Raw genomic sequence first — 26,536 nt, forward strand, 5'->3', positions numbered from 1 at the left:
TAACGAAGTCCCTTCATGAGCAAACGCTACACCATTACCTCTGCCCTGCCTTACGCCAACGGCCCAGTACATATAGGCCACTTGGCTGGCGTCTACGTCCCTGCCGACATCTATACGCGTTACTTACGGATGAAGGGAGCCGATGTCTTGCACATCTGCGGGTCGGACGAACACGGTGTCGCCATTACTTTGCGAGCGAAAAAAGACGGAGTCACTCCGCAGCAAGTTGTGGACCAATACCACAACATGATCAAGAGTTCCTTTGCCGAATTCGGGATCGCCTTTGATCACTACTCACGGACTTCATCTAAGGGCCACGCCCAAACCGCACAGTCTTTTTTCAAAGAAATGGACGAGTCTGGCGAGTTCGTCGTTCAAGAATCCGAGCAGTATTTCGATGAGCAAGAACAGCAGTTCTTGGCTGATCGATACATCATGGGGACATGCCCCAACTGCGGGTTCGAGGAAGCCTACGGAGACCAATGTGAGAACTGCGGGACTAGCTTGAGTCCGGAGGAATTGAAAAACCCAAAGTCTCGACTTTCCGGGAATGCACCCATTAAGAAGACGACCAAGCACTGGTATCTTCCCTTAGACAAGTACCAAGAGACCTTCCTCAACGATTGGATCGGCACCAAGAAAGGGATCTGGCGAGCGAATGTATATGGACAATGCAAGAGTTGGCTCGATCAAGGTTTAGCTCCAAGAGCCATTACCCGAGACCTCGACTGGGGCATCCCGGTTCCCGCCGAAGGTGGAGAAGGGAAAGTCCTCTACGTTTGGTTCGACGCTCCCATTGGATACATTTCTGCCACGAAGGAGTATTTTGAAGAAAAAGGTGATAGCGATGCTTGGAAAGCCTATTGGCAAGACAAAGAGACCGAGTTGGTCCACTTTATCGGGAAAGACAACATTGTTTTTCACTGCATCATTTTCCCGGCCATCCTGAAGGCTCATGGTGGATATGTACTACCCACCCAAGTACCCTCCAATGAGTTTTTGAACCTTGAAGGCAACAAGATTTCCACGTCTCGAAACTGGGCTGTTTGGCTACACGAGTACCTGGAGGACTTCCCGGGTAAGCAAGATGTACTCAGGTACGTGCTAACCGCTAATGCGCCGGAAGCCAAAGACAACGACTTTACTTGGAAGGACTTCCAGACCCGAAACAACAGCGAACTCGTGGCCATCTTCGGGAATTTTGTCAATCGCGTGGTGGTCTTGACCAACAAATACTACGACGGTGCCTTGCCGCCCTGTTCACTGGACGATTTAAGCGAAGAGGATCACGAGCTGGTCAAATACCTCATGGACCGGCCAGAAGCGATTGCCAACTCCTTGGACAAGTACCGCTTCAGAGAAGCCCTCCAAGAGATGATGAATTTGGCTCGTGCCGGAAACAAATACCTCGCGGATCAAGAGCCTTGGAAGCTGGTCAAGACGGACGAGAAACGGACGGAAGTGGTGATGCACGTTGCACTGCAAGTGGCTGCAGCTCTGGCCGTCGTGGCCGAACCCTTCTTGCCACATACGGCCGCAAAACTGCGCGACATGCTTCACATGGGAGATGTACAATGGGGCGATGTGAAAGCGGCGCCCATGCTCCCACAAGGCCATACCATTGGAAAAGCGGAACTGCTCTTCGAGAAAATTGAAGACTCCGCCATCGAAGCACAGATAGAGAAGCTGCAGGCGACTAAAGCCGCCAATGACGCGGAAAAATCTAATATTATGCCCCAGAAAGACAATGTCACCTTTGACGATTTCACAAAACTGGACCTCCGAGTAGCCAAAGTCCTAGAGGCTGAACGCGTTCCGAAGACCGATAAGTTGCTGAAGCTCCAAGTGGATACCGGAGTGGACAAAAGAACGGTTGTGTCGGGAATTGCGGAATTCTTTGCTCCCGAAGACCTTGTTGGCAAGCAAGTCGTGATGGTGCTCAACCTAGCACCACGAAAAATACGCGGAGTCGAATCTCAAGGCATGATCTTGATGGCCGAAAATCCTGAGGGTCAGTTGGTGGCCGTCAGTCCTCAAAACGAAATGGAACCTGGAAGTATCGTAAGTTAAGCCCTATGAAAACAAAAGCCCTTGTCCTCACGCTCTTCATCGCCCTTGGCGCCCTTGCCCAAGAAGGTGGATCTGCATTTGAACCTCAACACTACATCACTCTAGGGACCGGTTACGGTTGGGCTCAAGGAGACTTAGCCAGTAACGACGACTCGGGCGACCGAGGGAACGAAGCCAAAGGAGGGTACAATGGTGAAATCAGTTACGGCTACTACCCGCACCAAAACTGGGGAATTGATGCACGGTTTGGTATCGGATTTTTCCGTGCCGAATTCGACACCAATTTTCGTGGCTTAAACTTCGAGGACTTCGAAAACATCCCGGGACTCGAAGGCATTACACTGATCCTGGATGAATCCAGTTTCGAGACCTTTTATTTTAGCCTTGGGCCTACGGCCCGATTACCCTTGAAGCCCTTTGATATCCATCTCGGGGTACAAGGTGGACTTCTTTCCTATACAGAGCCCACTTTAACAGGGACTGGGTTTGCCTTTGGTAGCGTTGACGTTGGCCCGATTGGGTTTCCGTATACCGTACCATATGAGACCTTCAACGACCCCAAGCAGATCACCACCTTTACCTACGGAGGTAATCTCGCCATCGTCTTTACTTTTCAGGAGTTCCTTACGGTCCGGGCGGAAACCAGTTACTACTTTGCCAACCTGAGCTATGATGAGGCCATCACGGTAGAGATTGATGACTCTACACTCCCCGTCGACCTGCCACAAACCACTTTCCAAAGTGAATTGGCTCGCGACCTTTCTGCGGGAATGCTCCAGATTCGATTGGGAATTGGCGTACGCCTTTAATCCATGCCAACGGCCGAGCGAACGCGGGAAAGTGTAGCGCTAGCTACTGATCTTGCCTTGTCTGCTCCAATAGCCAACTGACGGTCCAGTTCTGGTTTGTTGGCCATGAGCTCGTCGTAGATTCTTCTCGGCTCTTCAAAACGTGCTATCAATGCCTCGTATAAGGCTTGCTTGGCGTGTCCGTATCCATAACCTCCAGCACGATAATTGGCTTCCATTTCGGCTACTTGTTCTGCCGATGCAACGAGTCGATAAAGGGCTACCACATTGCAGGTATCCGGATCTTTAGGCTCTTCAAGTGGAGTACTGTCCGTTACAATCCCCATGACCTGTTTACGCAACTTTTTGTCCGGCTGGAACAGGTTGATGAAGTTGTTGTAACTCTTGCTCATTTTTTGACCATCCGTTCCAGGAACCACCTTTACTTCTTCACTAATCTTCGCCTCAGGAAGCACAAAGATTTCGCCGTACTGATGATTGAAAGAACCCGCCATATCACGTGTCATTTCCAAGTGCTGTTGCTGATCCTTTCCGACAGGTACAAAGTGGGCGTCATACAAGAGAATGTCGGCCGCCATGAGTACTGGGTAGGTGAATAATCCAGCGTTGACTTCGTTCAAACGGCTCGATTTATCCTTAAAGGAATGAGCGTTTTGAAGCATGGGGAAGGGAGTCCAGCAGTTCAAATACCACATCAATTCGGTGACCTCAGGGACATCGCTTTGACGGTAAAAGGTATTGCGGTCTGTATCGTATCCAAAAGCGAGGTACGCCGCAGCTACGCTGTAGGTATTTTCGCGAACCAATGCGGCATCTCTGATGGCGGTCAGTGAATGCATGTTCGCGATGAAAAGAAAGGTGTCGTTCCCGTCTTGTTTGGACAACTCAACGGCCGGCTCAATTGCTCCGAGAATGTTTCCCAAGTGTGGGATTCCGGTCGCTTGAACTCCTGTTAATATTCTCGCCATGTTCCGATTTTAGGCAGGTAAAAATAGTAAACTAAATTTGCGGGGTGAACCTATTGCGCATCCTTTGGAGAATTTGGTACTACATGGTCATCGCCGTGGCTATTGTACTGCTCTTCCCATTCATCTTGGTGACGGCCCTAGTGCCCCAATGGCACAAGACCTTTTTCTGGTTTGCCCGGCTTTGGGGGAAGACCGTCGTGAAGGCCATGGGCTTTAGACTACAGGTGGATCAAAAGGCTGAAGTGAACTGGAACAAGCCTTTCGTTGTCATCGCCAACCACACCTCAGAAATTGACATCATGGCCACCCTAGCCCTCGCGGAAGGAAACTGGTTGTTCATAGGGAAAGCGGAATTGGCTCGAATCCCAGTATTCGGGTTCTTCTACAAACGCACCAACATTTTGGTGGACCGCGCCAGTTTGCGATCTCGTCGTGAAGTGTACACCAGGGCACAGGAAAAGATTGAACAGGATTACGGCGTGTGTATCTACCCTGAAGGTGGAATACCGGACACCAAATGGCGTTTGGCCCCATTCAAAATGGGCGCCTTTCGACTCGCCGTGGAAACAGGCGTTCCAATCATTCCTATTACCTTTGTAAACAACAAAGAGCGCTTTCCAGAACATTGGAGTGGAGGCGGACCGGGTAAATTGCACTGCATCATCCACAAGCCCATCATCACGACCCAAATGAACGAGAACGATGTTCACGTTTTGCGCAGGAAAGCTTATCGCATCATCAACGAAACTCTGAAAGGACATCATGTCGAAGGAAAAGAACAGTATCAGTAAAGAGGAAATTCTTCACCTAGCTCACTTGGCCCGTTTAGACTTAGATGAGCAAGCGGTTGATGCCATGATGCAGGACATGGATAAGATTCTAGCCTTTGTCGATCAACTCAACGAGTTGGATGTGGAAGGCGTTGAGCCTTTGAAGTACATGAACGAGGACACCAATATCCTGCGTGCGGACGATGCCAAATTGGAGATTTCACAGGAAGAAGCCTTGAAGAACGCTCCTCAGAAAGACACGGACTACATCAAAGTGCCCAAGGTCTTGAAGAGAAAATAGTGCCTCCGGCGAACTTCCCGCGCCCGTGGTTAGTTTTCCCTCTTTAGAGCTATAAGATCAGACCCATGAATGAATGGATTGAGTACATCCCGATTCTCACCACGCTATTTTCCTTTTACTTCGTTCGCGAGATCTACGCCCACTATAAATACAGAAAAACGTCCTACCTGATGTGGTGGACCATTGGCGTTTTGACCTTTGGAGCCGGAACTTTGACGGAGAGCATTAATGCCCTCTTTGGCTGGAGTGCTTTGAATACACGGGTTTGGTATGTGGTGGGCGCACTTTTGGGTGGATTCCCCTTGGCTCAAGGATCCGTGTACTTACTCATGCGCAAGCGCTTCGCCAATGCCACGAGTTACTTCTTTGTGACGCTCATTTTGGTGGGATCCTTGTTTGTTTTCATCAGTCCCATCGACGTGCCGGAAAACTTCGAAGGCAAATTGACGGGAAGCGTCTTTGCCTGGGAATGGGTACGCTACTTTTCGCCGCTCATCAACCTCTACGCCTTTATCTTTTTGGTAGGAGGAGCTATTTACAGCGCCATCAAGTACTACCGCATGGAGAATAAGGAGGTACGGTTTATTGGCAATGTATACATCGCCATCGGAGGCCTTCTACCTGGAATCGGCGGGTCCTTTACACGTGCCGGATACGTGAACGTACTCTTCGTTACGGAATTGATCGGTCTGATTTTGATCTATGTGGGATACCGCATGATTAAAATGGAAAAGCGCAGCGTTCCACAAGCAGCTTAAAATGAATTCGAAAGTCCACAACGCCTCACAAATTTATCTGGTCGGAATTCGCGATGGTGATTTCGATCGGGCCATGGATGAATTCACCGGAGATCGATATACCCAACACAACGCCGACGTCAAGGATGGCAAGGAAGGGTTCAAAGAATTCTTCAAGGACTTTGTTGAACGGAATCCGAAAAGAGACATTGAAATCGTTCGAAGCTTCTCGGATGGAAACCTCGTATTTGTCCACGCTTATCAGAATCTGAATGATGGCGCTGCTCAATACGTCACCTTGGATTTTTTTGATACGGACGAGAACGACAAGGTGGTGGAACACTGGGACGTGCTCACGGAATTTGCCGAGACCACACCAAGTGGTCATACCTCTACGGACGGTCCAACAGAGGTGGTGGACCTCGAAAAAACAGAGGAAAACAAGGCCTTGGTTCGTCGACTCATGGAAGGAGCCTTGATGAAGGATGGAGACCCTCGGGTCATCCTTGAATTGGTTCATGAGAACTACATCCAGCACAACAAAGAAGTGCCCGATGGTCGAGCACCGTTCTTGGCCTTGGCCTCAGACCCGAATCGCCCATTGTGGTATCAAGAGATCTTCATGCTCGTAGGGTCTGGGAATTTTGTAGCGGCCTTATCCAAAGCTACTTGGGAAGGCGAGGATTATGCTCAAGCCGATTTATTCCGAGTGGAAAATGGACTCGTGGTGGAGCATTGGGATGCCGCAGAGAAAATCAAACCCAGGGAGGAGTGGGTGAACTCCGGCAAGTTCTAATAATACTTATCGACCAAGTAGATCATGCTGCAAAAAGCAGCACAGCCGAGTTCTAATTCTCGCTTGTCTACATTCTCAAAAACGTCGTTATCACTGTGGTGGTACTTGAAGTATTCCTGTGAATTTGGACGCAAGCCCAACTGGAGCATTTCGGGATAGTAATCACGCAGCGGACCGATGTCCACGCCTCCGTAGCCCGGATCCAAGACATAAATTCCGTAATCGTAAAAGAGCTCGCTGAATTGACGAACGAACTTGACTTGCTTCTTGTCGCCGACAATACCAAAGCCATAAGGTACTCCTGCACCGGCATCAGATTCTAGAGCAACCACATGTTCTTCACCGCGCTCTTGGGATACCCACTTGGCATAGGTCTTACCTCCCATGTTCCCGTTTTCTTCATTCATGAAGAGCACTACACGGAGCGTTCGTTGAGGCGTGTACTCCAATTCTTTGAGTATGCGTAATGCTTCAATGGAGTGCGCAATTCCAGCTCCGTCGTCATGGGCACCTTCTCCCATGTCCCAAGAATCCAAGTGACCGCCGAAGGTGATGATCTCATTTGGGCGCTCCCCGCGTATTTCGCCAATCACGTTGAAGGAAGGAACGGTGCCGTAAAAACGGCAGTCCATTTCCAAACGCACTTCCAGTGTTTCGCTTTCAATAAGCTTTTGAATGAAGGCAGCATCCTCGGTGGAGATGGCGGCGGCGGGAATTCGAGGAACCGAATCCACATAATACATGGACCCCGTGTGTGGATAGGGATCCTGATGGCTGGCTAAACTGCGAATCAAAATCGCCTTGGCGCCGAGCTTGGCTGCTTCGACAGCTCCGTATCCTCGCATGGACCAACAGCCCCCATATCCTTGAAAGGTGTTGATCAAGCTTTGGTCGAAACCCTGATTGACAAAGACCACCTTGCCTTCCACTTCGGCAGGGTCCATCGCTTTCAAGGCTTCCATGTCCTCGGCGTAGACCAACGAACCCGAAAGCAACCCTTCCGTACTGATGGAACCTCCAAGTGCGGTCAAACGCAGAGGGTGCAGATCTCCTGCAGCATCCACGATCCAACCGGCCTCTTCTGTCCCTCGCTCCCAATGAGGTACCTCAATGGGCTGGAGGTAGACACTGTCAAAGTCGTAGGACTCCAAAAGTCGCTGACCCCAGTAAATGGCCATTTCGGCTTCGGCTGATCCAGTCAAGCGAGCACCCACGTCCTTGCACAAGGAGCGGAGGTTTTCGTAGGCATGACCGCGGACAAGGGCTTCGTCATAGATTTGACGCAGGAATAAGGAGTCGTCCTGACCTTGGGCGTGGGACATCGTGCCGTAGGCACAAAGCAAGAGGAATATGGGAATTTTGAGGAAGCTTTTCATAGGGCGCTAAATAACGAAAAAAGCCGCGATCCCGGAGGAAAGCGGCTTGAGGTTCAATGAGTTTGGATCAACAGTGCTCGTCGAAAGCACCGGTCAAATTCTCAGCGATCATTTCCGCTGGACGACCTTCAATGTGGTGGCGCTCCACCATGTGCACGAGCTTCCCGTCTTTGAAAAGGGCGATGCTCGGAGAGCTGGGTGGATATGGGGCCATCAAGGCGCGTGCGTGATTCACGGCCTCGACGTCGTTTCCGGCAAATGCGGTAACGAAACGATCTGGGCGCTTGCTGTGCTGAGCCGCCATCTTCGCCGCAGGGCGAGCATTGGCTGCCGCGCAACCGCAAACCGAGTTGATCACGACCATGGTGGTACCTTCTGCTTTGATCGCTGCATCTACTTCAGCAACGGTCTTTACCTCGTCGAATCCGTGGCCAGACAAATCTTGGCGCATCGGTGCAATGAGTTCTTCTGGATACATATTGAGTTCGTTTTTTGCTTGTTTGGAATGAGTCTACAAATATACGCCGAAAATGTTTTTAACGGACTGGACTAGATGCGCTTGGAACGGAAGAACTCCGTGAGCAAGGTACCGCAGTCTTCGGCCAGAATTCCGCCGACCAATTCCGTCTTCGGATGCAACCGAGCGCCTTCACTTTGGTAGCCGCGCTTCTCATCGTAGGCCCCAAAGACCACTTTGCCGACCTGAGACCAGAAGAGTGCCCCTGCACACATCACACAGGGTTCCAGGGTCACGTAAAGCGTGCAGTCTTGCAGGTATTTTCCACCCAAATAGTCGGCCGCACTGGTGATGGCCTGCATCTCGGCATGCGCCGTAACGTCGTTCAGCGTCTCGGTCAAATTGTGTGCCCGCGCGATGATGCGTTGATTCACCACAACCACCGCGCCCACAGGCACTTCATCGCGTTCGTAGGCCTTTTGCGCCTCCTTGAGCGCCTCCTTCATAAAATGTTCGTCTGAAAATACGCTGAGCATGGGTAAACCCTGGGTCGTTTTGTAATTTTGCGGCTTCTAAAGTAGTGAAACCATGTACAGAACGCATACTTGCGGGGCCCTACGGGCCGATGAAATTGGACAAACGGTAACCTTGAGCGGTTGGGTACAGAAGTCTCGCGATCTCGGCGGGATGACCTTTATTGACCTCCGCGACCGTTACGGCATCACGCAGTTGGCCTTCAACGAGGAGACTGATGCAGGTCTATTGGCCGAAGCGCGCAAGCTCCAACGTGAGTATGTGGTTCAGGTGACGGGTGAGGTCATTGAGCGCGCCAGCAAAAACGCCAATATGGATACGGGGGACATTGAGATCAAAGTCACCGAATTAAAGGTCTTGAATGCGGCGCAAACACCTCCATTCACCATCGAAACCGAAACCGATGGCGGAGATGAGCTTCGCATGAAGTACCGCTACTTGGACATTCGTCGCGCCCCAGTTCGCGACAACTTGATGCTGCGTCACCGCATGGCGATTGAGACCCGAAACTACTTGGACAAGCAAAACTTCGTGGAGGTCGAAACTCCGTACTTGATTAAATCCACACCGGAAGGTGCGCGTGACTTTGTGGTTCCTTCACGCATGAATGAAGGACAATTCTATGCCCTCCCTCAGTCACCACAGACCTTCAAGCAGCTTTTGATGGTGGCGGGTATGGATCGCTACTACCAAATAGTCAAATGCTTCCGCGACGAGGATTTGCGCGCCGACCGTCAGCCAGAGTTTACGCAGATTGACTGCGAAATGGCCTTTGTGGAGCAAGAAGATATTTTGAGCGCTTTTGAGGGTTTGGTCCGCCACCTCTTTAAGGCCGTATTGGACGTCGAAATCGACGAAGTTCCCCGCATGTCCTACGATGAGGCCATGAAGCGCTACGGTTCCGACAAACCGGATATTCGCTTCGGGATGGAGTTCGGTGAACTCAACGACTTGGCTCAGGGCAAGGGCTTTGGAGTCTTCGACAGCCAGGAATTGGTGGTGGGGATTGCCGTTCCTGGAGCAGCGAGCTACAGCAGAAAAGAAATTGACGCCATCACCGACTGGGTGAAGCGTCCACAAATTGGCATGAAAGGACTCGTGTACGTCAAGTGCAATGAGGACGGAAGCTACAAGTCTTCAGTCGACAAGTTCTTCGGAGCTGAAGACCTTGGCGGGTGGGCTGAGCGCACCGGAGCAGAAGCAGGTGACCTCATCTTGATTCTTGCTGGCGACGCCGGTAAGACGCGTAAAGCACTAAACGAACTGCGATTGGAAATGGCCGAACGCCTCGGTTTGCGCAAGGCCGATCACTTCCAACCACTTTGGGTAACGGACTTCCCGCTACTTGAGTGGGATGAAGATACCGAGCGTTACCACGCCATGCACCACCCGTTTACCTCTCCAAAGCCAGAGGACTTGGCCTTGATCGATACCGATCCAGGAGCCGTTCGGGCCAATGCCTATGACTTGACCTTGAATGGAAACGAGATTGGAGGTGGAAGTATCCGGATCCACGATCGCGATCTTCAAAAACGAATGTTTGACCTACTAGGATTCAGCGAAGAAGAGGCACAAAAGCAGTTTGGCTTTTTAATGAATGCCTTTGAATACGGTGCACCGCCTCACGGTGGAATCGCCTTTGGATTCGATCGCCTGGTGGCCTTGTTCGGTGGTTCGGAGTCCATTCGAGACTTCATCGCCTTCCCGAAGAACAACTCAGGCCGTGACGTAATGATTGATGCGCCCGCAACCTTGAACGAAGAGCAGTTGGGCGAGTTGCACTTGAATGTCGTGACCGACTGATATGCCGTCCGGAAAGACGAGCATATTGGGTCGTTTCCTGATTTGGCGGGTGCGTCACGTACCACACCGTCAATTCATCCTTATTTCTAGTGCGATCGTTGGTATCCTTTCGGGGACGGCCGCGGTTATGATCAAAACCTCCGCACACTTTATAGAGGTATTGATTACCCAGGGCATCATCCGCGACTACTACCTGGGAGCCTATTTCGTCTTCCCCGCCCTTGGTTTGTTGCTTTCCTTCCTGTTCATCAAGTACGTTGTTCGGCAGCCGGTGAGTCACGGAATTCCAACGGTACTGCATTCGATCAGCAAACGAAACGGGATTATGAAGCGCTACCACATGTTCGCCTCTTTGGTCGCCAGTTCCATCACCGTAGGTTTTGGAGGAAGCGTTGGATTGGAGGGGCCTACTGTAAGTACCGGCGCGGCCTTGGGTTCCAATTTTGGGCAGCTCATGCACCTGAATTACCGGAATCGAATTCTGTTGATTGCCTGTGCCGCCGCAGGAACAATGGCCGCGATTTTTAAAGCACCCATTGCGGCAGTTGTATTTGCCATTGAGGTTCTGATGTTGGACTTGACCTTCAGCTCTCTCATTCCCCTTCTGATCGCCTCGGTCATGGCGGTCTTAACCAGTTACCTGTTTACAGGAGATGACTTCATCATCCCCACGCGGGTCACCGAGTCCTTTCAATTCAACCACATTCCATACTACTTGCTTTTAGCCGTCTTTAGCGCACTTTTCTCGATCTATGTCGAGAAGGTCTTTTTTACGGCACAAGCTCGATTCGGCAGCATTAAAAACGACTGGACTCGTTTGGCCATCGGCGGATTCATCCTGGGTGTACTAGTCTTCATCTTCCCCAGTTTATACGGAGAGGGATTTAATGTCATCAACGGCCTACTGGCTGGTGAAGAGGCCGTTCTTTTCCAAGACAGCGTCTTTTATTGGTTCGTCGAAGAGACCGACGCCATCTTGCTGATGCTCTTCTTAATCATGGCCCTCAAAATTGTGGCGACCTCCGTGACTTGGAATGCCGGAGGGGTAGGTGGCATCTTCTCCCCAACGCTGTTTATGGGAAGTACCATGGGATACCTTTTTGCCCGAGTGGCTCGCGGCTTTGGAGCCGACATTTCCATGGTGCATTTCACCCTGGTGGGGATGGCTGGACTCATGGCCGGAGTTTTACACGCCCCGTTGACCGCCATCTTCTTGATCGCAGAACTCACGGGCGGGTATCAGCTCTTTGTTCCCCTAATGATTGTGGCAACGTTGAGCTTCACTCTGACCAAAGCCTTTGCTCCTCACTCCATTTACACCCAGCAATTGGCTCGCCGGGGTGAGCTGCTGACCCACAACAAAGACAAGGTGGTCTTGAGCCGTCTCCAGATGTCCAAGGTCATCGAGAAAGACTTCAAGCCGATCAAGCCTACTTATTCACTCGGCGAACTGGTCAAGGTGGTGGCGCAGAGTACGCGGAATATTTTCCCAGTCCTGAACGATGACGATGAACTGCTCGGAGTACTCTTACTCGACGATATCCGCCACGTCATGTTCGATCGCGATATGTACGACCGCGTTACCGTTAGGGAGCTGATGCGTCAAGCGCCGGCCTTCATCGACTACAACGAGCCTATGCAGAAGGTCATGGACAAGTTCAAGTCCACCGGCGCTTGGAATCTTCCGGTATTGAACAACGGACTCTATGTTGGCTTTATCAGTAAGTCTAAGTTGTTCTCAGCTTATCGACGGATGCTGGTTCAGTTTTCGGACGAATAATAAAACGCCCATGTTGATTTTGATCTCTCCGGCCAAAACGCTGGATTACGATACACCTGTTTGGACAGAAAAGCACTCGGAACCTCGTTTGATGGAGTCGGCGCAAAAGCTTGCCGGTCGATTGAAAAAGAAATCTGCTGGCCAGCTCGGAAAGCTGATGAACCTTTCAAAAGACCTGTCAGTACTCAACGCCGAGCGCTACAGTAATTGGCAATACCCCTTTGACCCGGAACAAACCCGTCAAGCCATCTTCGCCTTTAAGGGAGATGTGTACTTGGGCCTAGACGTACACGAGCACTTTGAAGAAGAAGACCTGGAGTACGCACAAAATCACTTGAGAATCCTGAGCGGCCTATACGGTGTGCTTCGCCCTTTGGACAATATGATGCCCTACCGTTTGGAAATGGGTACAAAGCTAAAAGTGGGGCGCCCCAACAACCTCTATGAATTCTGGGGTGAATCCATTGCTCGTTTGCTTCAAGAGGATCTCGAAGCCCAAGGCGATCAAATCATCGTCAATTTGGCGAGCCAGGAGTATTGGAAAGGGGCCAATAAAAAGAGCCTGAATGCTACGGTCATTACCCCCGAGTTCAAGGATTGGAAGAATGGACAGTTCAAGATGCTGAGCTTCTTCGCCAAGAAAGCTCGCGGCATGATGACGCGGTACTTATTGACCGAACGCATCGATACAATGGAAGGTCTCAAGGCCTTCAATCTTGACGGTTATAGCTACAACGAAGAACTCAGTTCAGACCTCAGTCCTGTCTTTACAAGAAAGGCCTAGTTCCTATTGTCTTTTTGCTAAATTGGAGCATGAACCTGCGCCACCTCGTTCTCGTCCTGAGTCTTCTTTGGACCATCCTCTCTTATGCCCAATCCGGACGGCAAAAGGGGGCACAGCCGCACGCCGAACCCGTTGATCTTCTCGCCAAAGAACAGCTTGATTCTTCGGATGTCACTCTTTATTACAACAACCACACGTACTACTACGCCAAAGGACCTTACTACAATATTCGACTCGTCCTGCGGCTGCTTCCGGAAACGGAAGACCCAATGCGCCTGCAGCATCTTCACTCCCAAATTGCCGGTTCGTATCGGGACTTGGGCATGTACGGACGCGCCATCGAACACCAAGTAGACTGTATTGAAATGTCCTTGGTCTTGGAAGACAAAATTGCGGAAGGCTATGCGCGCATACAGTTGGGTAACCTCTTCTACGACCAAGAGAATTGGAGAGCGGCTGAAGAGTTATATCGCCAGAGTATGGCTATTGACTCGATTATTGACCAAGGCCATATTCGCACGGTGGCCTTGAACAATCTCGGGATGATCGAAGAGGCAAAGGGAAACTATGAGAAGGCTCTAAAATGCTATTTCGAAGCCCTCAAAATCAGGAGAATCAGAAAGTCTAACCGCGACGGCCTAGCTCATAGTTATAGTCATATTGGGCAGGCCTATGCGCGAAAAGGCATGCGGGATTCTGCGCTTTACTACCTGAACAAAGCCCTCAACGGGTACACCTCGATTTCGGCCTATTTCGGCACCATGAATACCTATGAACGCCTGGGACGAGCTCATACCTGGCTCGGAGAATTTCCGGCGGCACTAGAGGCCTATGAGGCTGGTCTAAACGTCGCCCGTCAAGAGGAAGTACCCATGCGCGAAGCCGACTTTTTGTGGAGTATCTCGCAGATTTACAAGAAAATGGGCAAGCGCGAATCGTATGAAAAGACAATCATGTCCATCCCACCGATCGCAGAACGCATTCGCTACCTCAATATGCTGCCCAAAGTCTACGAAGATCTATATGAGGTCTATCGCGGGGAAGGCAATTTTGAGACGGCCTTGAACTATCACGAGCTCTTGGATGCTTCAGAAGACCGGCTTTACGATGAAGACTTGCTGATGAAGCTCGGAGAAGCGGAGCGTGATATTCGGGAAATCGAACAGCAGCAAGAACTTACTGCGGCACAACAACGGAGTAAGCTCGTCGGATTAATCGCCTTGGCCTTTGGTCTCCTTTTGATCGCTACAGTGATCTTTGGCGTCATTTTCTACCGCCAGAACAAAAAGCTCAAGGAAGTCAATGAGCGGATTGAGGTTCAGAAAAACGAGATCGAGCTCCAAAACATCGCCCTGGAAAAAGCCCTGAATCAAGCGGAAAGCAGTGTCTTGGCCAAGAGCCAATTTTTGAGCCGGATGTCTCATGAGATCCGCACCCCGATGAACGCCATTGTGGGACTTACGGACGTAATCATTGACCAGCCGCACATCAACGACGAAGGCCGGAGAAACGCCGAAGCCATAGCGGAGAGTGCGGAAAACCTCCTGGCCTTAATCAATGAAATCCTGGAATTCTCCCGAATGGAGACCAAGGAATACCAATTGGTCCCTAAGCCTTTCGACCTGCGTCGACTCTTGCAGAACATCGAACAGACCAACCTGCATCGGGCCGAGGCTCAGAAAAATACCTGGTCGCTAAAAATTGATCCGCAAATTCAATCGTGGTATACGGCTGACGCGCCGAAACTCGGTGAGGTCTTGATCAACTTGGTGGGAAATGCTCAAAAGTTCTGTAGGGAGGGTGCTGTAAGCCTAGAGGCCGAGTGCCTACGGCACGATGAATCCACTCAGACCATTAAATTCTCCGTTACGGATACCGGAATCGGAATCGCGTCGGATCGACAACAGGAGATTTTCCATGAATTCGTGCAGGCCTCCGAAGAAATCCACCTTCGTTATGGCGGAACGGGCTTGGGATTGACCATCTCTCAGCGCATTATTGAAAAGATGGGTGGAACTATTGAAGTCTATTCCAAACCCGGAAAAGGAGCGACCTTCTTCTTCTCCATTGACCTGCCCTTGGCCGAAGGGCCTGTTGAGACCGTCCGCGATTTGGATCCTCAACGCCTCGCTGGCGAAGTTCTTCTCGTGGAAGATGACACCATGAACCAGATGGTCTTCAAGCAACTGTTGAGCAAGACGAAATGCCAACTTGACATAGCCGGTAACGGTCGCATTGGATTCGAGAAAGCCTGCGAAAAACGCTACGACATCATCTTCATGGATTTGCAGATGCCGGAGATGAACGGATTTGAGTCAGCGCACGCCATCCGGCGCCAGGAAGAGAGTTTGAATCAAAAGACGCCCATCATTGCCTTCTCTGCAGACGTCTTTGAAGAGCGCCAAAAACAGGCACGTGCCATCGGGATGAATGAGTTTCTGATGAAGCCCGCCCGACAAAGCGACCTATACACGGCCTTGGCGCAATACTTGCACGTATCGGTATCGTCTTAACACGAATACCATCATGGGAAAATACAGTAAATGGATTGGCGGCGGTTTAGGTTGGGTCTTGGGTGGACCTATTGGAGCCATCTTCGGATTCGCCATTGGAAACTACTTCGACAACCAGGGGCAAGCTGAGGCATATTACCGTCAACGCGTCCATTCAGGTCAACGCGGGACACAGTCCGGTGACTTTGAAGTCAGTCTTTTGGTACTATCGGCCATTGTCATCAAAGCCGACGGTCGTGTCGATCAGAAAGAGCTTGATTTTGTCCGCCAGCACTTTGTGCGCATGTTCGGAAAACAGCGCGCAGAACAAAGCTTCAAACTCTTTAAGAACGTCATCAACAAGGGAGACATCAGCACCCGACAGGTGGCCATGCAGATTCAGCATCACATGGACCACCCCTCGCGTCTGCAACTGATCCACTTCCTGTACGGTATTGCCAAGGCCGATGGGCAGGTTACGGAACCAGAGGTTCTGGAAATCGAGAAAATTGGCCACTACTTCAACATCAACGCTCGAGATTTGGCCTCCATCAAGGCGATGTTCTACGAAGAAAAGGACAAGTGGTATAAGATCTTGGAGATCGATGAATCAGCCACCAATGAAGAGGTCAAAAAGGCCTATCGTAAAATGGCCATGAAATACCATCCCGACAAGCTACAGCACCTAGACGAAGAGCTTCGCAAAGGAGGAAAGGAGAAGTTCCAGAAGGTCCAAGAGGCCTACGAGGCCATTCAGAAAGAACGGGGGATGTAAGATCGGGAAGGTCGCATCGCGCCGTAGGCGCTCTGTTTAATAATTGCGATCTGTCGGCTCCCCTGAGCCCGATAAGCTTTCGAGAATACTCGTGATGGCGGACAAGATCAGGCTGAAGAGCAAAGCCCACCAGAATCCCGAGACGTGAAATCCGGAGACGATGTTTCCGATCCATCCGATGACTACGGCATTGATCACCAGTAAGAATAGACCCAGGGTCATGATGGTGATGGGGATGGTTAAAATGATCAGAAGTGGTTTAATAGTCACGTTCATCAGGGCGAGAAATGCCGCGACGACGAGGGCGCTGAAAAAGCTGCTCACTTGAACATGAGGAGCGAGTAAGTAGCTCGTGAGAATCACGGCGACCGCAGAGATGACAAGGCGTACAATGAAATTCATAGGCAATTAGGTTGCCCTCAATTTAGTACTTTTAGCGCTCGCAATAAAGATCGACCTACAATTTCAAGCGATGTTAAGAACACTTTCGATAGCCCTTTTGGGCGGCTGGCTCATTTCTTGCTCGAGCCCTTCCACTACAGAAACTGAAAACGAAACGGCTGAAACCATGATGGAACTTCCCGCAGATCCGCACAGTTATGCTCGTCCAAATGAGGCGCGCATCCAACATTTGCACTGGGTAGCCAATGTGGATTTCGACCGCGAGGTTATCGAAGCCACGGCGACTTATGACCTTCAGAAAAAGGCAGATGCACGCGAGTTGATCTTAGACACCTACGATCTTGAAATTGAATCGGTCACCGATCAAGATGGTCGCGAGCTTCTTTTCGAAGTGGGTGATCACGATGAAATTCTTGGAGCCTATTTGAGCATTGGCTTGGAGGAAAGCACTTCGAAAGTTTCGGTGAAGTACACAACCAGCCCAGGGGCCCGCGCCCTTCAATGGCTGGATCCGGAACAGACGGCAGGGAAAGAACTTCCTTTCTTGTTCACTCAAAGCCAGGCTATTTTGGCGCGTACTTGGATTCCGGTACAAGACAGTCCTGGAATACGCTACACGTACACGGCTGATGTGACCGTGCCGTCGTCAATGCTGGCCTTGATGAGTGCCACGAACCCAACGGAACGGAACGAGAGCGGGACCTATTCCTTCTCTATGGACCAGCCTATTCCTTCCTATTTGATGGCACTTTCTGTAGGCGATATCGTCTTCAAACCGGTTGGTGAGCGCACGGGTGTGTACGCCGAACCATCATTGGTGGATACGGCGGCTTGGGAATTCGGTCGTATGGAGGATATGCTTATTGCTGCTGAAGAATTGTACGGGCCTTATGCTTGGGACCGATATGATGTCATTGTGTTGCCCCCATCCTTCCCATTTGGTGGAATGGAGAATCCGCGATTGACCTTTGCAACGCCCACCATTTTGGCTGGGGACCGCAGCTTGACCGCCCTGATCGCGCACGAGCTGGCACACAGTTGGAGTGGAAACTTAGTGACCAATGCCACATGGAACGACTTCTGGTTGAACGAGGGCTTTACGGTCTATTTTGAGCAGCGCATTATGGAAGCTGTACGCGGACGCAATTATGCGGAGATGTTGATTTCCCTAGGACGTCAGGACCTTGAAGGAACGGTTGCCGAAATGGGCGACAGTCATGATTCCCACCTCAAATTGGACTTGGCTGGACGCGATCCAGACGACGGACTTACAGACATTGCCTACGAAAAGGGGAATTTCCTCTTGAAAACCATCGAGAAGGCTGTTGGGCGCGAGGAGTTTGACGCGTTCTTGAAGTCTTACTTCGAGCGTCACAAGTTCCAGGTTATGGATACTGAACGCTTTATTGAAGAAGTGAATGCCGAGCTGTTGACTACGCCATCGCTCCGTGAAGAAGTGCGCATTGAGGAGTGGATCTACGGGCCTGGATTACCGGACAACGCTCCGGTGTATGCCTCCGCAAATTTCGAAGCCGTGGATGCGCAAATCAACGACTTTGCTGGAGGAGCGGCTGCTTCTACGCTAATAACCGACAACTGGACCACACATGAGTGGCTCCGTTTTATTCGCAACCTTCCCGATGAGCTCTCCGTAGACCAGCTCTCCGACTTGGACGCGACCTTTGGATTCACCACTTCAGGAAATAATGAAATCCTCGCGGCTTGGTTCCAAAAGACCATTCCGAACGGGTATGCACCGGCAGATGAGCGGGTGGAGCGCTTCCTGATTGAAGTGGGCCGTCGTAAATTCTTGACACCGACCTACAAGGCGCTCGTCGAAGCGGATCCATCGAAAGATCGAGCTCGAGCCATTTACGCACAGGCCCGTCCAAACTACCACGCCGTCAGTCGTCAAACGATGGACGCGCTCTTGGATTGGTCTGAGGAGTAAGTTCTTGAATTGCCGTAAATTGGGAAGGTCATTAACCCAACGGCACAAACATGCGATTACTACTTCTAGGAGCGGCAGCGCTCCTCTCTACTCTGGCATGGGGTCAAATTGCTCATGACGGGCAGCCCATGGCTTCTGGTTCTAAATGGGGGGCACCTTCTTTTGTCACCACGCCTACCCCAAACTTGGCCCAACTGGCGGCTCAGGATGACCGGAACGATCAAGACAAAGCCCAACCCTGGCGCTTTGGAGTCAACTACGACGTCCATTATCACCCCGGAAACAGCGGGACCCTAACCCAAGTGGCCGGGGGAACCGTTTGGCGATTGGGGATCCATGCACCGGGAGCCGTGTCCATCAACTTGCTTTTTGAAGATTACAACGTGCCGGCGGGCGCTCGGGTGTTTATGTACACACCGGACCAGCAAATTGTCCGCGGTGCTTTTACCGAAGAGAACAACAAGTCCCACGGTGCGCTTGCTACCGACGTTGTGGAAGGAGACTCTCTGATTGTCGAGTACTTCTATCCGGGGCCCATCAGCGGAATTCATGGATTGGGTATCAAACGCATTACCTACGGTTATCGAGGGCTGGATAAGTTCAAGGGATACGGAGACTCTGGGGCCTGCAACAACAATGTCAATTGTCCAGTAGGTGTTCCCTGGAGTGTTGAAAAGCGTTCTGTTGCCATCATTCTTGTCGGCGGAAATGGTGCGTGCACCGGCGCAATGGTCAATAACACAGCGAACAATGGGACGCCATACTTCCTGACGGCGGATCACTGCTTGGGCGGAAGCGTAGCGAACTGGGTTTTCCGGTTCAATTGGGAAGCTCCGACCTGTGCGAATGCCAATCCAACGAATATGCAGACCGTTTCGGGGAGCACGCTTCGAGCGAGCAACGGCGGTTCTGATTTTGCCTTACTCGAGTTGTCCAGCGCTCCTCCGGCTTCGTACAATGTCTACTACGCCGGTTGGGACAAGAGCGGAAATACACCGATAGAACAAGTGGCTATCCATCATCCCAGTGGAGACATCAAAAAAATCAGTTTCGACGATGACCCAGCACAGCAAGCTCTATGGGGTGGCGCACAGTGCTGGCACATTCTCGATTGGGAAGATGGCACTACAGAGCCCGGCAGTTCTGGATCGCCTCTTTTTGATCAGAATCACCGCATCATTGGCCAGCTCTATGGAGGGACCGCGAGTTGTTCCAACAACATCGATGACTACTATGGACGTTTCGACGTGAGTTGGGATGGAACCAGTGCTTCCACCCGATTGAAGGATTGGTTGGATCCAGGGAATATTGCCGTAGACACTCTGGATGGATACGATCCAAACAGCCCAACCATGGCTCTAGATGCCTCCAGCACGCAGATATTAGGAATTGGGAGCATTGTCTGTGACAGCATCGCCGATCCAGAGCTCATGTTTACCAATCGTGGCTTTGACACCCTGACTTCCGTACAAGTTCATTACCAGATCAATGCAGCACCCTGGCAAACTTCGTCGTGGACAGGAAGCTTGCTCACGCTAGACTCGGATACCGTTTCGCTTCCGAGCATGATGTTGGTCAACGGATTGAACACTTTGACTGTAGCCGTATCAGCGCCTAATGGAGGAGTTGACGGAAACCCATTGAACGATACCTTGAGTTTGAGCTTCACAGCTTTCCCTAACGGAACCACCATGACGGTGGAAATTCAAACGGACGACTACCCCGGTGAAACCACTTGGGAGATTGTGGATTCCGTGGGAACCGTTATCTATCAAGGAGGGCCATACAGCAATCCAAACACCAATCATTTGGAGGTCCTTTGCCTTGGGGATGGTTGTTACGACTTCATCATTTACGACTCCTATGGCGACGGCATCTGTTGCTTTTTTGGATCGGGGTATGTCAACCTCTTGGATCAAAACGGTGCAGTGATGGCCTCCCACAACGGGCAGTTTAACCTTCAAGCAACCGTACCCTTCTGTATGTCCGGATGTTCGTTCAGCGATAATCCCAGCTTGGACGACCCCACCTGCTTTGATGTGGCAGACGGGTCCATTCAGCTAGCCCCAAGCGGAGGTACTGGAACCAACTACACCTACAGTTGGAGCAACGGAAGTAATGCTGCCAGTATTTTCAATCTTCTGGCCGGGACCTACACTTGCACCATCACGAACGATGGATGCTCGGTGGTGAACAGCTACACCTTGAACAATCCTGCCCCCTTCGTACCCACGATTAGTCAAAATGGTTTTACGCTATTCACGAATGCAAGTGGAACGTACCAATGGTTCCGTGATGGTGTTCAGATCAGCGGGGCCAATACATCCAGTTATTTGGTGACGCAAAACGGGACCTATACGGTACAGGTCACCGACATAAGTGGGTGCATTGGACTGTCCTCTGGATACGTCGTCAGCAATATTTCTTGGGAAAGCCTACAGCTGGCCGGATTCACAGCATTCCCGCAGCCTACTAGTGAACAACTGAATCTACGCTGGGAATCAGCGCGAAACGAATCGCTCCAAATTCAAGTCAGAAATGTCTTGGGTCAATTGATGTACGAGGGCGTCATCAGTATGGAAGCCGGATCAAACCAATGGTCACTCGATGTCCGCGGTTGGGCGACCGGAACCTATCACCTGCACCTGATCGGTGCCGAAGGAAATAAGGGGCTGAGCTTCATTGTGAAGTAGAGAGCGCAATAGGCGTCTCTTCCGGTGATTCAAAATCTTCAACGACTCCAGGGTAGTGAATATCCTGGAGTTGTTTTTTACGGCTAGCTTTGAGCGCGTCAAAACGAGCGCGATTTTCATCTTTAATAGGTTCACTCGGAGGAAGATCCTCTTTAAATGGATCCACTTGAACTCCATTCTTCCAGAATCGATAACACACATGAGGACCGGTCGCTAAACCCGTAGAACCGACGTATCCGATGGCCTGCCCTTGGCGGACCCGAGTGCCGACTTTGACATCCGCCACGAACTTACTCATGTGGAGGTATTGGGTTTCATAGGTACTGTTGTGGCGCACTTTGACGTAGTTACCGTTGCCGCGGGTATATCCTCTTTTGGTCACTACCCCGTCTGCGGTACTGTAAATGGGCGTTCCATGAGGGGCGGCATAATCCGTACCGAGGTGTGCCTTCCACCTTTTTTGAACCGGGTGGAAACGGCGTTTGGTATAGCGACTGCTGATCCGACTGTACTCCACGGGGGCCATCAAGAATACCCGACGCAGATTGTCTCCGGCATCGTCAAAATAATCTCCAAAAGCTTCTTCTTCCTCAAAGTAGTACGCGGGGTAGGTCTCGCCCATGTGCACGAATTCTACGGCACGCACGCGACCAACACCTAAGTACTCTCCATCGACATACTTCTCTTCATAAATGACCTTGAACTTGTCACCTTTCTTGACACGGAAAAAGTCCAGGGTCCAGGCGTAGATGGCGCTGAGCTCCATCACGAGTGCGGGGCTCATGTCGTTGTCCACCATGGCGTTCCAAAGAGAACTCTCAATGACTCCGGCTGCGTGCTTTTCCCGGACCTCAATTTCTTTTTGTCCCCGATACACATTCAGCGAATCTCGAAGATCGACGACAACATAATCTGCCGGCGTGGGCTGATAGACAAAGCACTCCGCTCGGAGGATGCTGTCTTCAGTACAATAGACTTTATAGGGTTTTCCCGCTTGAATTCGGCGAATATCAAAGACTTCACGAGGAGTGCGTGCAATGCGATCGATGGTGGGGTAGTCTACTCCGTAGGGCAAGAGCAGTTCGCTCAAATTTTGCCCGTTCTTGATTTTATCCTCAACGACCACATACTGGTCCACGGGGATTCCAAATTCCTCCCGGACTTCAACGGAAGCCGAATCCGCTTCCACACCCGAATCATCTCCCTCGTTCTTGGACGATGTACAGGAGGAAACCAAAATAAGTAGGCTCAGGGCCCCAAAAAGCTGTTTTGCACCGATCATAAGACAAAAATAACGGGAAATCAACGCACCTGTTTCACCAGCTAGCGTCTTTTTGAACGGTTGACCGTTAATAAGTACTTCTTATTGGAAATCAATGGGTCTGCGGACCCCATCATAGTCGATCAAATCCATTTTAATGGACCCGAAGAGCAATTCGCTTTGGAGACGAACGGGAACGTGGTTCTCGTCCTTCGTGGCCCAGAGATACATTCCTTCAGCTTCCTTAAAGACCCGACCCACCAATACGATGGGCTGAAACTTCATGCATTCCACCTTTCCGAACTTGGTTTTGACCAGGTCATCACCCATATACCGCAAGCGCAGTGGAAAGACTTCGTGGTCCAGAAAAGTCGTGATCTCGAGTTCGTCCCCCACCTGAATGCCATCGACATCGAAGGTGCGACTGTAGTAGAAGGCGCTCAGAAGGTCCTGCACATTCTCCGGGGTCGCATAGGACTTCCCGTTACTGCTGTAGGCCGAATCGACATAATGGTCAAAGTCGATCTCGCGATTGATCTCATATCCCCCTTCGTAGACATCTCGAATGAACTTCCAAGGCACCAGTGCCGAACGGTCGAGGTAGGTCTCGTATCGATCATCCACCTTGTAAAACAGGTTGAACATCCCAACGGATCCTCCAGTCCCCACGATGTGATAGGTCGGCCGCCCGTGAACGCGGGTTTCTTCTAACACCCTCAACTCCGCGATTCCCGCGTTCACTAGGCCGTAATGAATTCTGTATTTCAGGTATTCTCCGACTTCGAACGCATCATTTTGGAGCATGCGCATCCCCTCTTCATCAACCCCCACCACGCGCGCGACCTCCTCGGCAGGAGGCGGGGTTGTTTGCAGTTGGCTTCCCAACGGCAAGAGTAAAAGAAGTAGGGCAAGTCGTTTCATAACCTCGTAAGTACAAAACGAGTGCCAAAGTGAATTATTGGAATCAGCAGACGACGTTGATGATCTTCTTCGGCACAACGATCACTTTTTTAATCGGATTGCCTCCCGCGTATTTCTCGGTGCGCTCATCGGCCCGAATCGCCGCTTCAACCTCAGCCAGAGGAAGGGCCAATGAAAATTCTTGCTTGAAACGCATCTTCCCATTGAACATCACCGGATACTCATGGCTGTCTTCCACCAGAACACTTTCGTCGTGGACCGGATAAGCCTGGGTCGTTACGGACGGCGCATGTCCCAAGCGCGCCCACAACTCCTCCGCAATGTGCGGAGCAAAGGGCGATACCAGAATGGCCAAAGACTCCAGAACTTCACGCTTGTGGCACTTGAGGTCATTCAATTCGTTCACGCAGATCATGAAATTGGAGATACTGGTGTTGTAGCTCAGATTCACGATGTCCTCATTGATCTTCTTGATTGCGGTATGCAGGGCCTTCAGTTCCTTCTTATCGGCCTTGTCTTCCACCACCAGATTTTGGCCCTCCGGGCCGACGTACAAGCGCCACAACTTTTTAATGAAGTTGCTCACTCCGCTAATACCATTCGTATTCCAGGGCTTGGCCTGATCAATAGGCCCTAAGAACATCTCGTACATCCGAAGCACATCCGCACCGTAACGATCGCAGATGTCGTCGGGGTTGACCACGTTGTACCAGCGCTTGGACATTTTCTCAACCTCGCTTCCGCAGAGGTATTGACCGTCTTCGAGGATGAATTCAGCATCGGCAAATTCGTTGCGCCAAGCCTTAAAGCGATCGAGATTCAGTACGTCATTTTCGACCATGTTGACGTCTACATGCAGGGCTGTTGTCTCATGCTCGGACGCAAGACCTTTGGAAACGAAGGTGTTGGTTCCGTTGATGCGGTAGACCAAGGCCGAAGTCCCCAAAATCATTCCCTGATTGACGAGTTTTTTGAACGGCTCGTCAAATCCGATGTATCCAAAGTCGTACAAGAATTTAGTCCAGAAACGACTGTACAATAAGTGTCCTGTGGCGTGCTCGCTTCCACCGACGTATAGGTCCACCTGTCCCCAGTAATCCGCTACTTCGCGACTGACGAATTCCCCTTCATTGTGCGGATCCATGTAGCGCAAAAAGTACCAGCTCGATCCAGCCCACCCGGGCATGGTGTTGGTTTCCATTCGGTCTCCGTGGAACTGTGGCCAATCCTCTTTGGCCGCTCGAGCGAGTGGCGGTTCTCCGTCTGAAGTGGGAAGGTATTCATCCACTGGAGGGAGGGTCAAAGGCAACTCTTCGTCCTTGAGGGCAAAGGGCAAGTCGTCTTGATAGTAGATTGGGAAAGGCTCTCCCCAATAACGCTGGCGTGAGAAAATAGCATCGCGCAATCGGAAATTCACTTTTCCTTTTCCGCGACCGGCCTTCTCAATTTCTTCAACCGCTTTAACAATGGCTGCCGGAATCTCGAGCCCGTTCAAAAAGTCTGATTGAGCAATGCGCCCTTCCTTCTCGCCGTAGGCGGCCTCAGAAATATCTTGATCCTCAAAAATATTGGGGATGTCGATTCCAAAGTGGCGGGCAAATTCATAGTCGCGCTGATCGCCGCAAGGAACGGCCATGACCGCTCCAGTTCCGTAACCCGCGAGGACGTAGTCGCCGATCCAGACAGGGACCCGTTCGCCGGTAAATGGATGAAGAACGTGGGCCCCGGTAAAGACGCCGGTAATGTTTTTGACATCGGCTTGTCGATCACGCTCAGACTTGCGCGATGTGGCCTCGATGTAGGCCTCCACTTCGTTTCGCTGCTCATCGGTGGTGATTTGCGCTACGAGCTCGTGCTCGGGTGCAAGGACCATGAAGGAAACTCCGAAAATGGTGTCGGGGCGCGTGGTGAAGACTTCTATTTGCTCCTCGTGTCCGTCTAGATCGAAAAAGACTTGTGCTCCTTGAGAGCGGCCAATCCAATTCCGTTGCTGTTCCTTGAGGGCCTCACTGAAGTCAACGGTATCGAGTCCGTCCAACAAACGTTGAGCATATGCCGTGATGCGCATGCTCCACTGCCACATACGCTTCTGCGTTACGGGATGGCCTCCACGTTCGCTTACGCCATCTTTAATTTCGTCGTTGGCCAGAACGGTGCCTAGGGCTTCGCACCAGTTTACCCAAGTTTCGCTGAGGAAGGTAAGGCGGTATTCGGAAAGGACGTTTTGCTGCTCGGCAGCCGTCATCGAACGCCAGGCCGAAGCGGTAAACTCTTGCATCTCGCCGTAGGCGGCATCCAAGCCTTCCGTACCGTGCTCTTCAAAATGAGCGATCAGTTCGTTGAGCGGGCGAGCGCGGTCGGCGGAGTTGTCATACCAAGAGTTGAATAACTGCTTGAAGATCCATTGCGTCCAGCGGTAATATGCCGGATCACTGGTACGTACTTCTCGATCCCAGTCGAAGCTGAAGCCAATGCGGTCGAGCTGACCGCGGTAACGGGCAATGTTCTCTTCGGTGGTGATGGCTGGGTGCTGCCCGGTTTGAATAGCGTACTGCTCTGCAGGCAAACCAAAGCTATCGTAGCCCATGGGGTGCAACACGTTGAATCCTTTGTGTCGTTTGTAGCGCGCATAAATGTCGCTGGCAATGTATCCCAGCGGGTGACCCACATGAAGTCCCGCTCCAGATGGATAGGGAAACATGTCCAAGACGTAAAATTTAGGTTGCTCAGAACCGTTCTGTGCTTGATAGGTCTTTTGCTCTGCCCAATATTGCTGCCACTTGGCTTCGGTGGCGCGGTGATCGTAGCTCATCTCCAATTTCTTTGAAGGTGCAAAGGTATTCAATCGCCTTAACA

Annotated in this window: 21 protein-coding genes; 13 read left to right on the forward strand and 8 right to left on the reverse strand. The window is 51.2% G+C overall.

Going from position 1 to position 26,536, the window contains the following annotated elements; translation table 11 throughout:
- The first annotated feature begins 15 nt into the window (after nucleotides 1-15).
- Both metG and HZ996_01670 read left to right on the forward strand, forming a co-directional pair.
- Entirely contained in the window at nucleotides 16-2,070 is a 2,055-nt protein-coding gene (gene metG, locus HZ996_01665; GenBank protein ID QTN37896.1) for a methionine--tRNA ligase, read from the forward strand.
- A gap of 5 nt (nucleotides 2,071-2,075) precedes the next feature.
- Entirely contained in the window at nucleotides 2,076-2,879 is an 804-nt protein-coding gene (locus HZ996_01670; protein ID QTN37897.1) for a hypothetical protein, read from the forward strand.
- Here HZ996_01670 and trpS read toward each other — a convergent pair.
- The gene (gene trpS, locus HZ996_01675; GenBank protein QTN37898.1) at nucleotides 2,876-3,847 is read right to left on the reverse strand and encodes a tryptophan--tRNA ligase; all 972 of its coding nucleotides are present in this window, start codon (nucleotides 3,845-3,847) and stop codon (nucleotides 2,876-2,878) included. The genes HZ996_01670 and trpS overlap by 4 nt on opposite strands.
- A gap of 44 nt (nucleotides 3,848-3,891) precedes the next feature.
- Here trpS and HZ996_01680 point away from each other — a divergent pair, with 44 nt between their 5' ends.
- The 4 genes from HZ996_01680 (at nucleotide 3,892) to HZ996_01695 (ending at nucleotide 6,451) form a co-directional block, all read left to right on the forward strand.
- Complete coding sequence (locus HZ996_01680) at nucleotides 3,892-4,638, forward strand: 1-acyl-sn-glycerol-3-phosphate acyltransferase (protein ID QTN37899.1); 747 nt, start codon at nucleotides 3,892-3,894, stop codon at nucleotides 4,636-4,638.
- Nucleotides 4,610-4,918: an Asp-tRNA(Asn)/Glu-tRNA(Gln) amidotransferase subunit GatC gene (gatC, locus tag HZ996_01685; protein ID QTN37900.1), complete on the forward strand. Its 309-nt coding sequence runs from the start codon at nucleotides 4,610-4,612 to the stop codon at nucleotides 4,916-4,918. The genes HZ996_01680 and gatC overlap by 29 nt, the downstream gene beginning before the upstream one ends.
- A 65-nt stretch (nucleotides 4,919-4,983) precedes the next feature.
- Nucleotides 4,984-5,676 (forward strand): hypothetical protein, encoded by a 693-nt coding sequence (locus tag HZ996_01690; protein ID QTN37901.1) that lies wholly within the window; start codon nucleotides 4,984-4,986, stop codon nucleotides 5,674-5,676.
- Between the two features lie 37 nt (nucleotides 5,677-5,713).
- On the forward strand, nucleotides 5,714-6,451 hold the full coding sequence (locus HZ996_01695; protein ID QTN39984.1) for a nuclear transport factor 2 family protein: 738 nt from the start codon (nucleotides 5,714-5,716) through the stop codon (nucleotides 6,449-6,451).
- Here HZ996_01695 and HZ996_01700 read toward each other — a convergent pair.
- The 3 genes from HZ996_01700 to HZ996_01710 form a co-directional block, all read right to left on the reverse strand.
- A complete protein-coding gene (locus tag HZ996_01700; GenBank protein ID QTN37902.1) occupies nucleotides 6,448-7,827 on the reverse strand; it encodes a M20/M25/M40 family metallo-hydrolase in 1,380 nt (459 codons plus the stop codon). The genes HZ996_01695 and HZ996_01700 overlap by 4 nt on opposite strands.
- A 67-nt stretch (nucleotides 7,828-7,894) precedes the next feature.
- Entirely contained in the window at nucleotides 7,895-8,305 is a 411-nt protein-coding gene (locus HZ996_01705) for a BrxA/BrxB family bacilliredoxin (protein QTN37903.1), read from the reverse strand.
- A gap of 71 nt (nucleotides 8,306-8,376) precedes the next feature.
- On the reverse strand, nucleotides 8,377-8,820 hold the full coding sequence (locus tag HZ996_01710) for a nucleoside deaminase (protein QTN37904.1): 444 nt from the start codon (nucleotides 8,818-8,820) through the stop codon (nucleotides 8,377-8,379).
- Nucleotides 8,821-8,872: 52 nt separating this feature from the next.
- Here HZ996_01710 and aspS point away from each other — a divergent pair, with 52 nt between their 5' ends.
- From aspS to HZ996_01735, 5 genes are read left to right on the forward strand one after another with little or no spacing between them, the layout of a single operon-like run.
- A complete protein-coding gene (gene aspS, locus HZ996_01715) occupies nucleotides 8,873-10,621 on the forward strand; it encodes an aspartate--tRNA ligase (protein QTN37905.1) in 1,749 nt (582 codons plus the stop codon).
- 1 nt (nucleotide 10,622) lies between these two features.
- A complete protein-coding gene (locus tag HZ996_01720; protein QTN37906.1) occupies nucleotides 10,623-12,401 on the forward strand; it encodes a chloride channel protein in 1,779 nt (592 codons plus the stop codon).
- Between the two features lie 10 nt (nucleotides 12,402-12,411).
- A complete protein-coding gene (gene yaaA / locus HZ996_01725; GenBank protein QTN37907.1) occupies nucleotides 12,412-13,185 on the forward strand; it encodes a peroxide stress protein YaaA in 774 nt (257 codons plus the stop codon).
- 29 nt (nucleotides 13,186-13,214) lie between these two features.
- A complete protein-coding gene (locus tag HZ996_01730; GenBank protein QTN37908.1) occupies nucleotides 13,215-15,698 on the forward strand; it encodes a tetratricopeptide repeat protein in 2,484 nt (827 codons plus the stop codon).
- A gap of 13 nt (nucleotides 15,699-15,711) precedes the next feature.
- Nucleotides 15,712-16,452: a TerB family tellurite resistance protein gene (locus HZ996_01735; protein QTN37909.1), complete on the forward strand. Its 741-nt coding sequence runs from the start codon at nucleotides 15,712-15,714 to the stop codon at nucleotides 16,450-16,452.
- A 36-nt stretch (nucleotides 16,453-16,488) separates the two neighbouring features.
- Here the strand turns inward: HZ996_01735 and HZ996_01740 are convergent, their stop codons facing one another.
- The gene (locus tag HZ996_01740) at nucleotides 16,489-16,854 is read right to left on the reverse strand and encodes a phage holin family protein (GenBank protein QTN37910.1); all 366 of its coding nucleotides are present in this window, start codon (nucleotides 16,852-16,854) and stop codon (nucleotides 16,489-16,491) included.
- Nucleotides 16,855-16,924: 70 nt separating this feature from the next.
- Between HZ996_01740 and HZ996_01745 the strand changes: the two genes are divergently transcribed.
- Complete coding sequence (locus HZ996_01745) at nucleotides 16,925-18,805, forward strand: M1 family metallopeptidase (protein QTN37911.1); 1,881 nt, start codon at nucleotides 16,925-16,927, stop codon at nucleotides 18,803-18,805.
- A gap of 50 nt (nucleotides 18,806-18,855) precedes the next feature.
- Nucleotides 18,856-21,498 carry a trypsin-like peptidase domain-containing protein gene (locus HZ996_01750; protein ID QTN37912.1) on the forward strand — a complete coding sequence of 881 codons (2,643 nt, stop codon included), beginning with the start codon at nucleotides 18,856-18,858 and terminating at the stop codon, nucleotides 21,496-21,498.
- On the opposite strand, the gene HZ996_01755 is transcribed toward HZ996_01750, so the two are convergent.
- The 3 genes from HZ996_01755 to HZ996_01765 form a co-directional block, all read right to left on the reverse strand.
- The gene (locus HZ996_01755) at nucleotides 21,485-22,780 is read right to left on the reverse strand and encodes a peptidoglycan DD-metalloendopeptidase family protein (protein ID QTN37913.1); all 1,296 of its coding nucleotides are present in this window, start codon (nucleotides 22,778-22,780) and stop codon (nucleotides 21,485-21,487) included. The two genes, HZ996_01750 and HZ996_01755, sit on opposite strands and share 14 nt — an antisense overlap.
- A gap of 81 nt (nucleotides 22,781-22,861) precedes the next feature.
- Nucleotides 22,862-23,680, reverse strand: a complete 819-nt coding sequence (locus tag HZ996_01760; protein ID QTN37914.1) for a DUF3108 domain-containing protein — start codon at nucleotides 23,678-23,680, stop codon at nucleotides 22,862-22,864.
- A gap of 43 nt (nucleotides 23,681-23,723) precedes the next feature.
- Complete coding sequence (locus tag HZ996_01765) at nucleotides 23,724-26,492, reverse strand: leucine--tRNA ligase (GenBank protein QTN37915.1); 2,769 nt, start codon at nucleotides 26,490-26,492, stop codon at nucleotides 23,724-23,726.
- Between the last annotated feature and the right edge of the window lie 44 nt (nucleotides 26,493-26,536).

Source organism: Cryomorphaceae bacterium (assembly GCA_017798125.1).
In the GTDB taxonomy this organism is placed as follows: Bacteria; Bacteroidota; Bacteroidia; order Flavobacteriales; family ECT2AJA-044; genus ECT2AJA-044.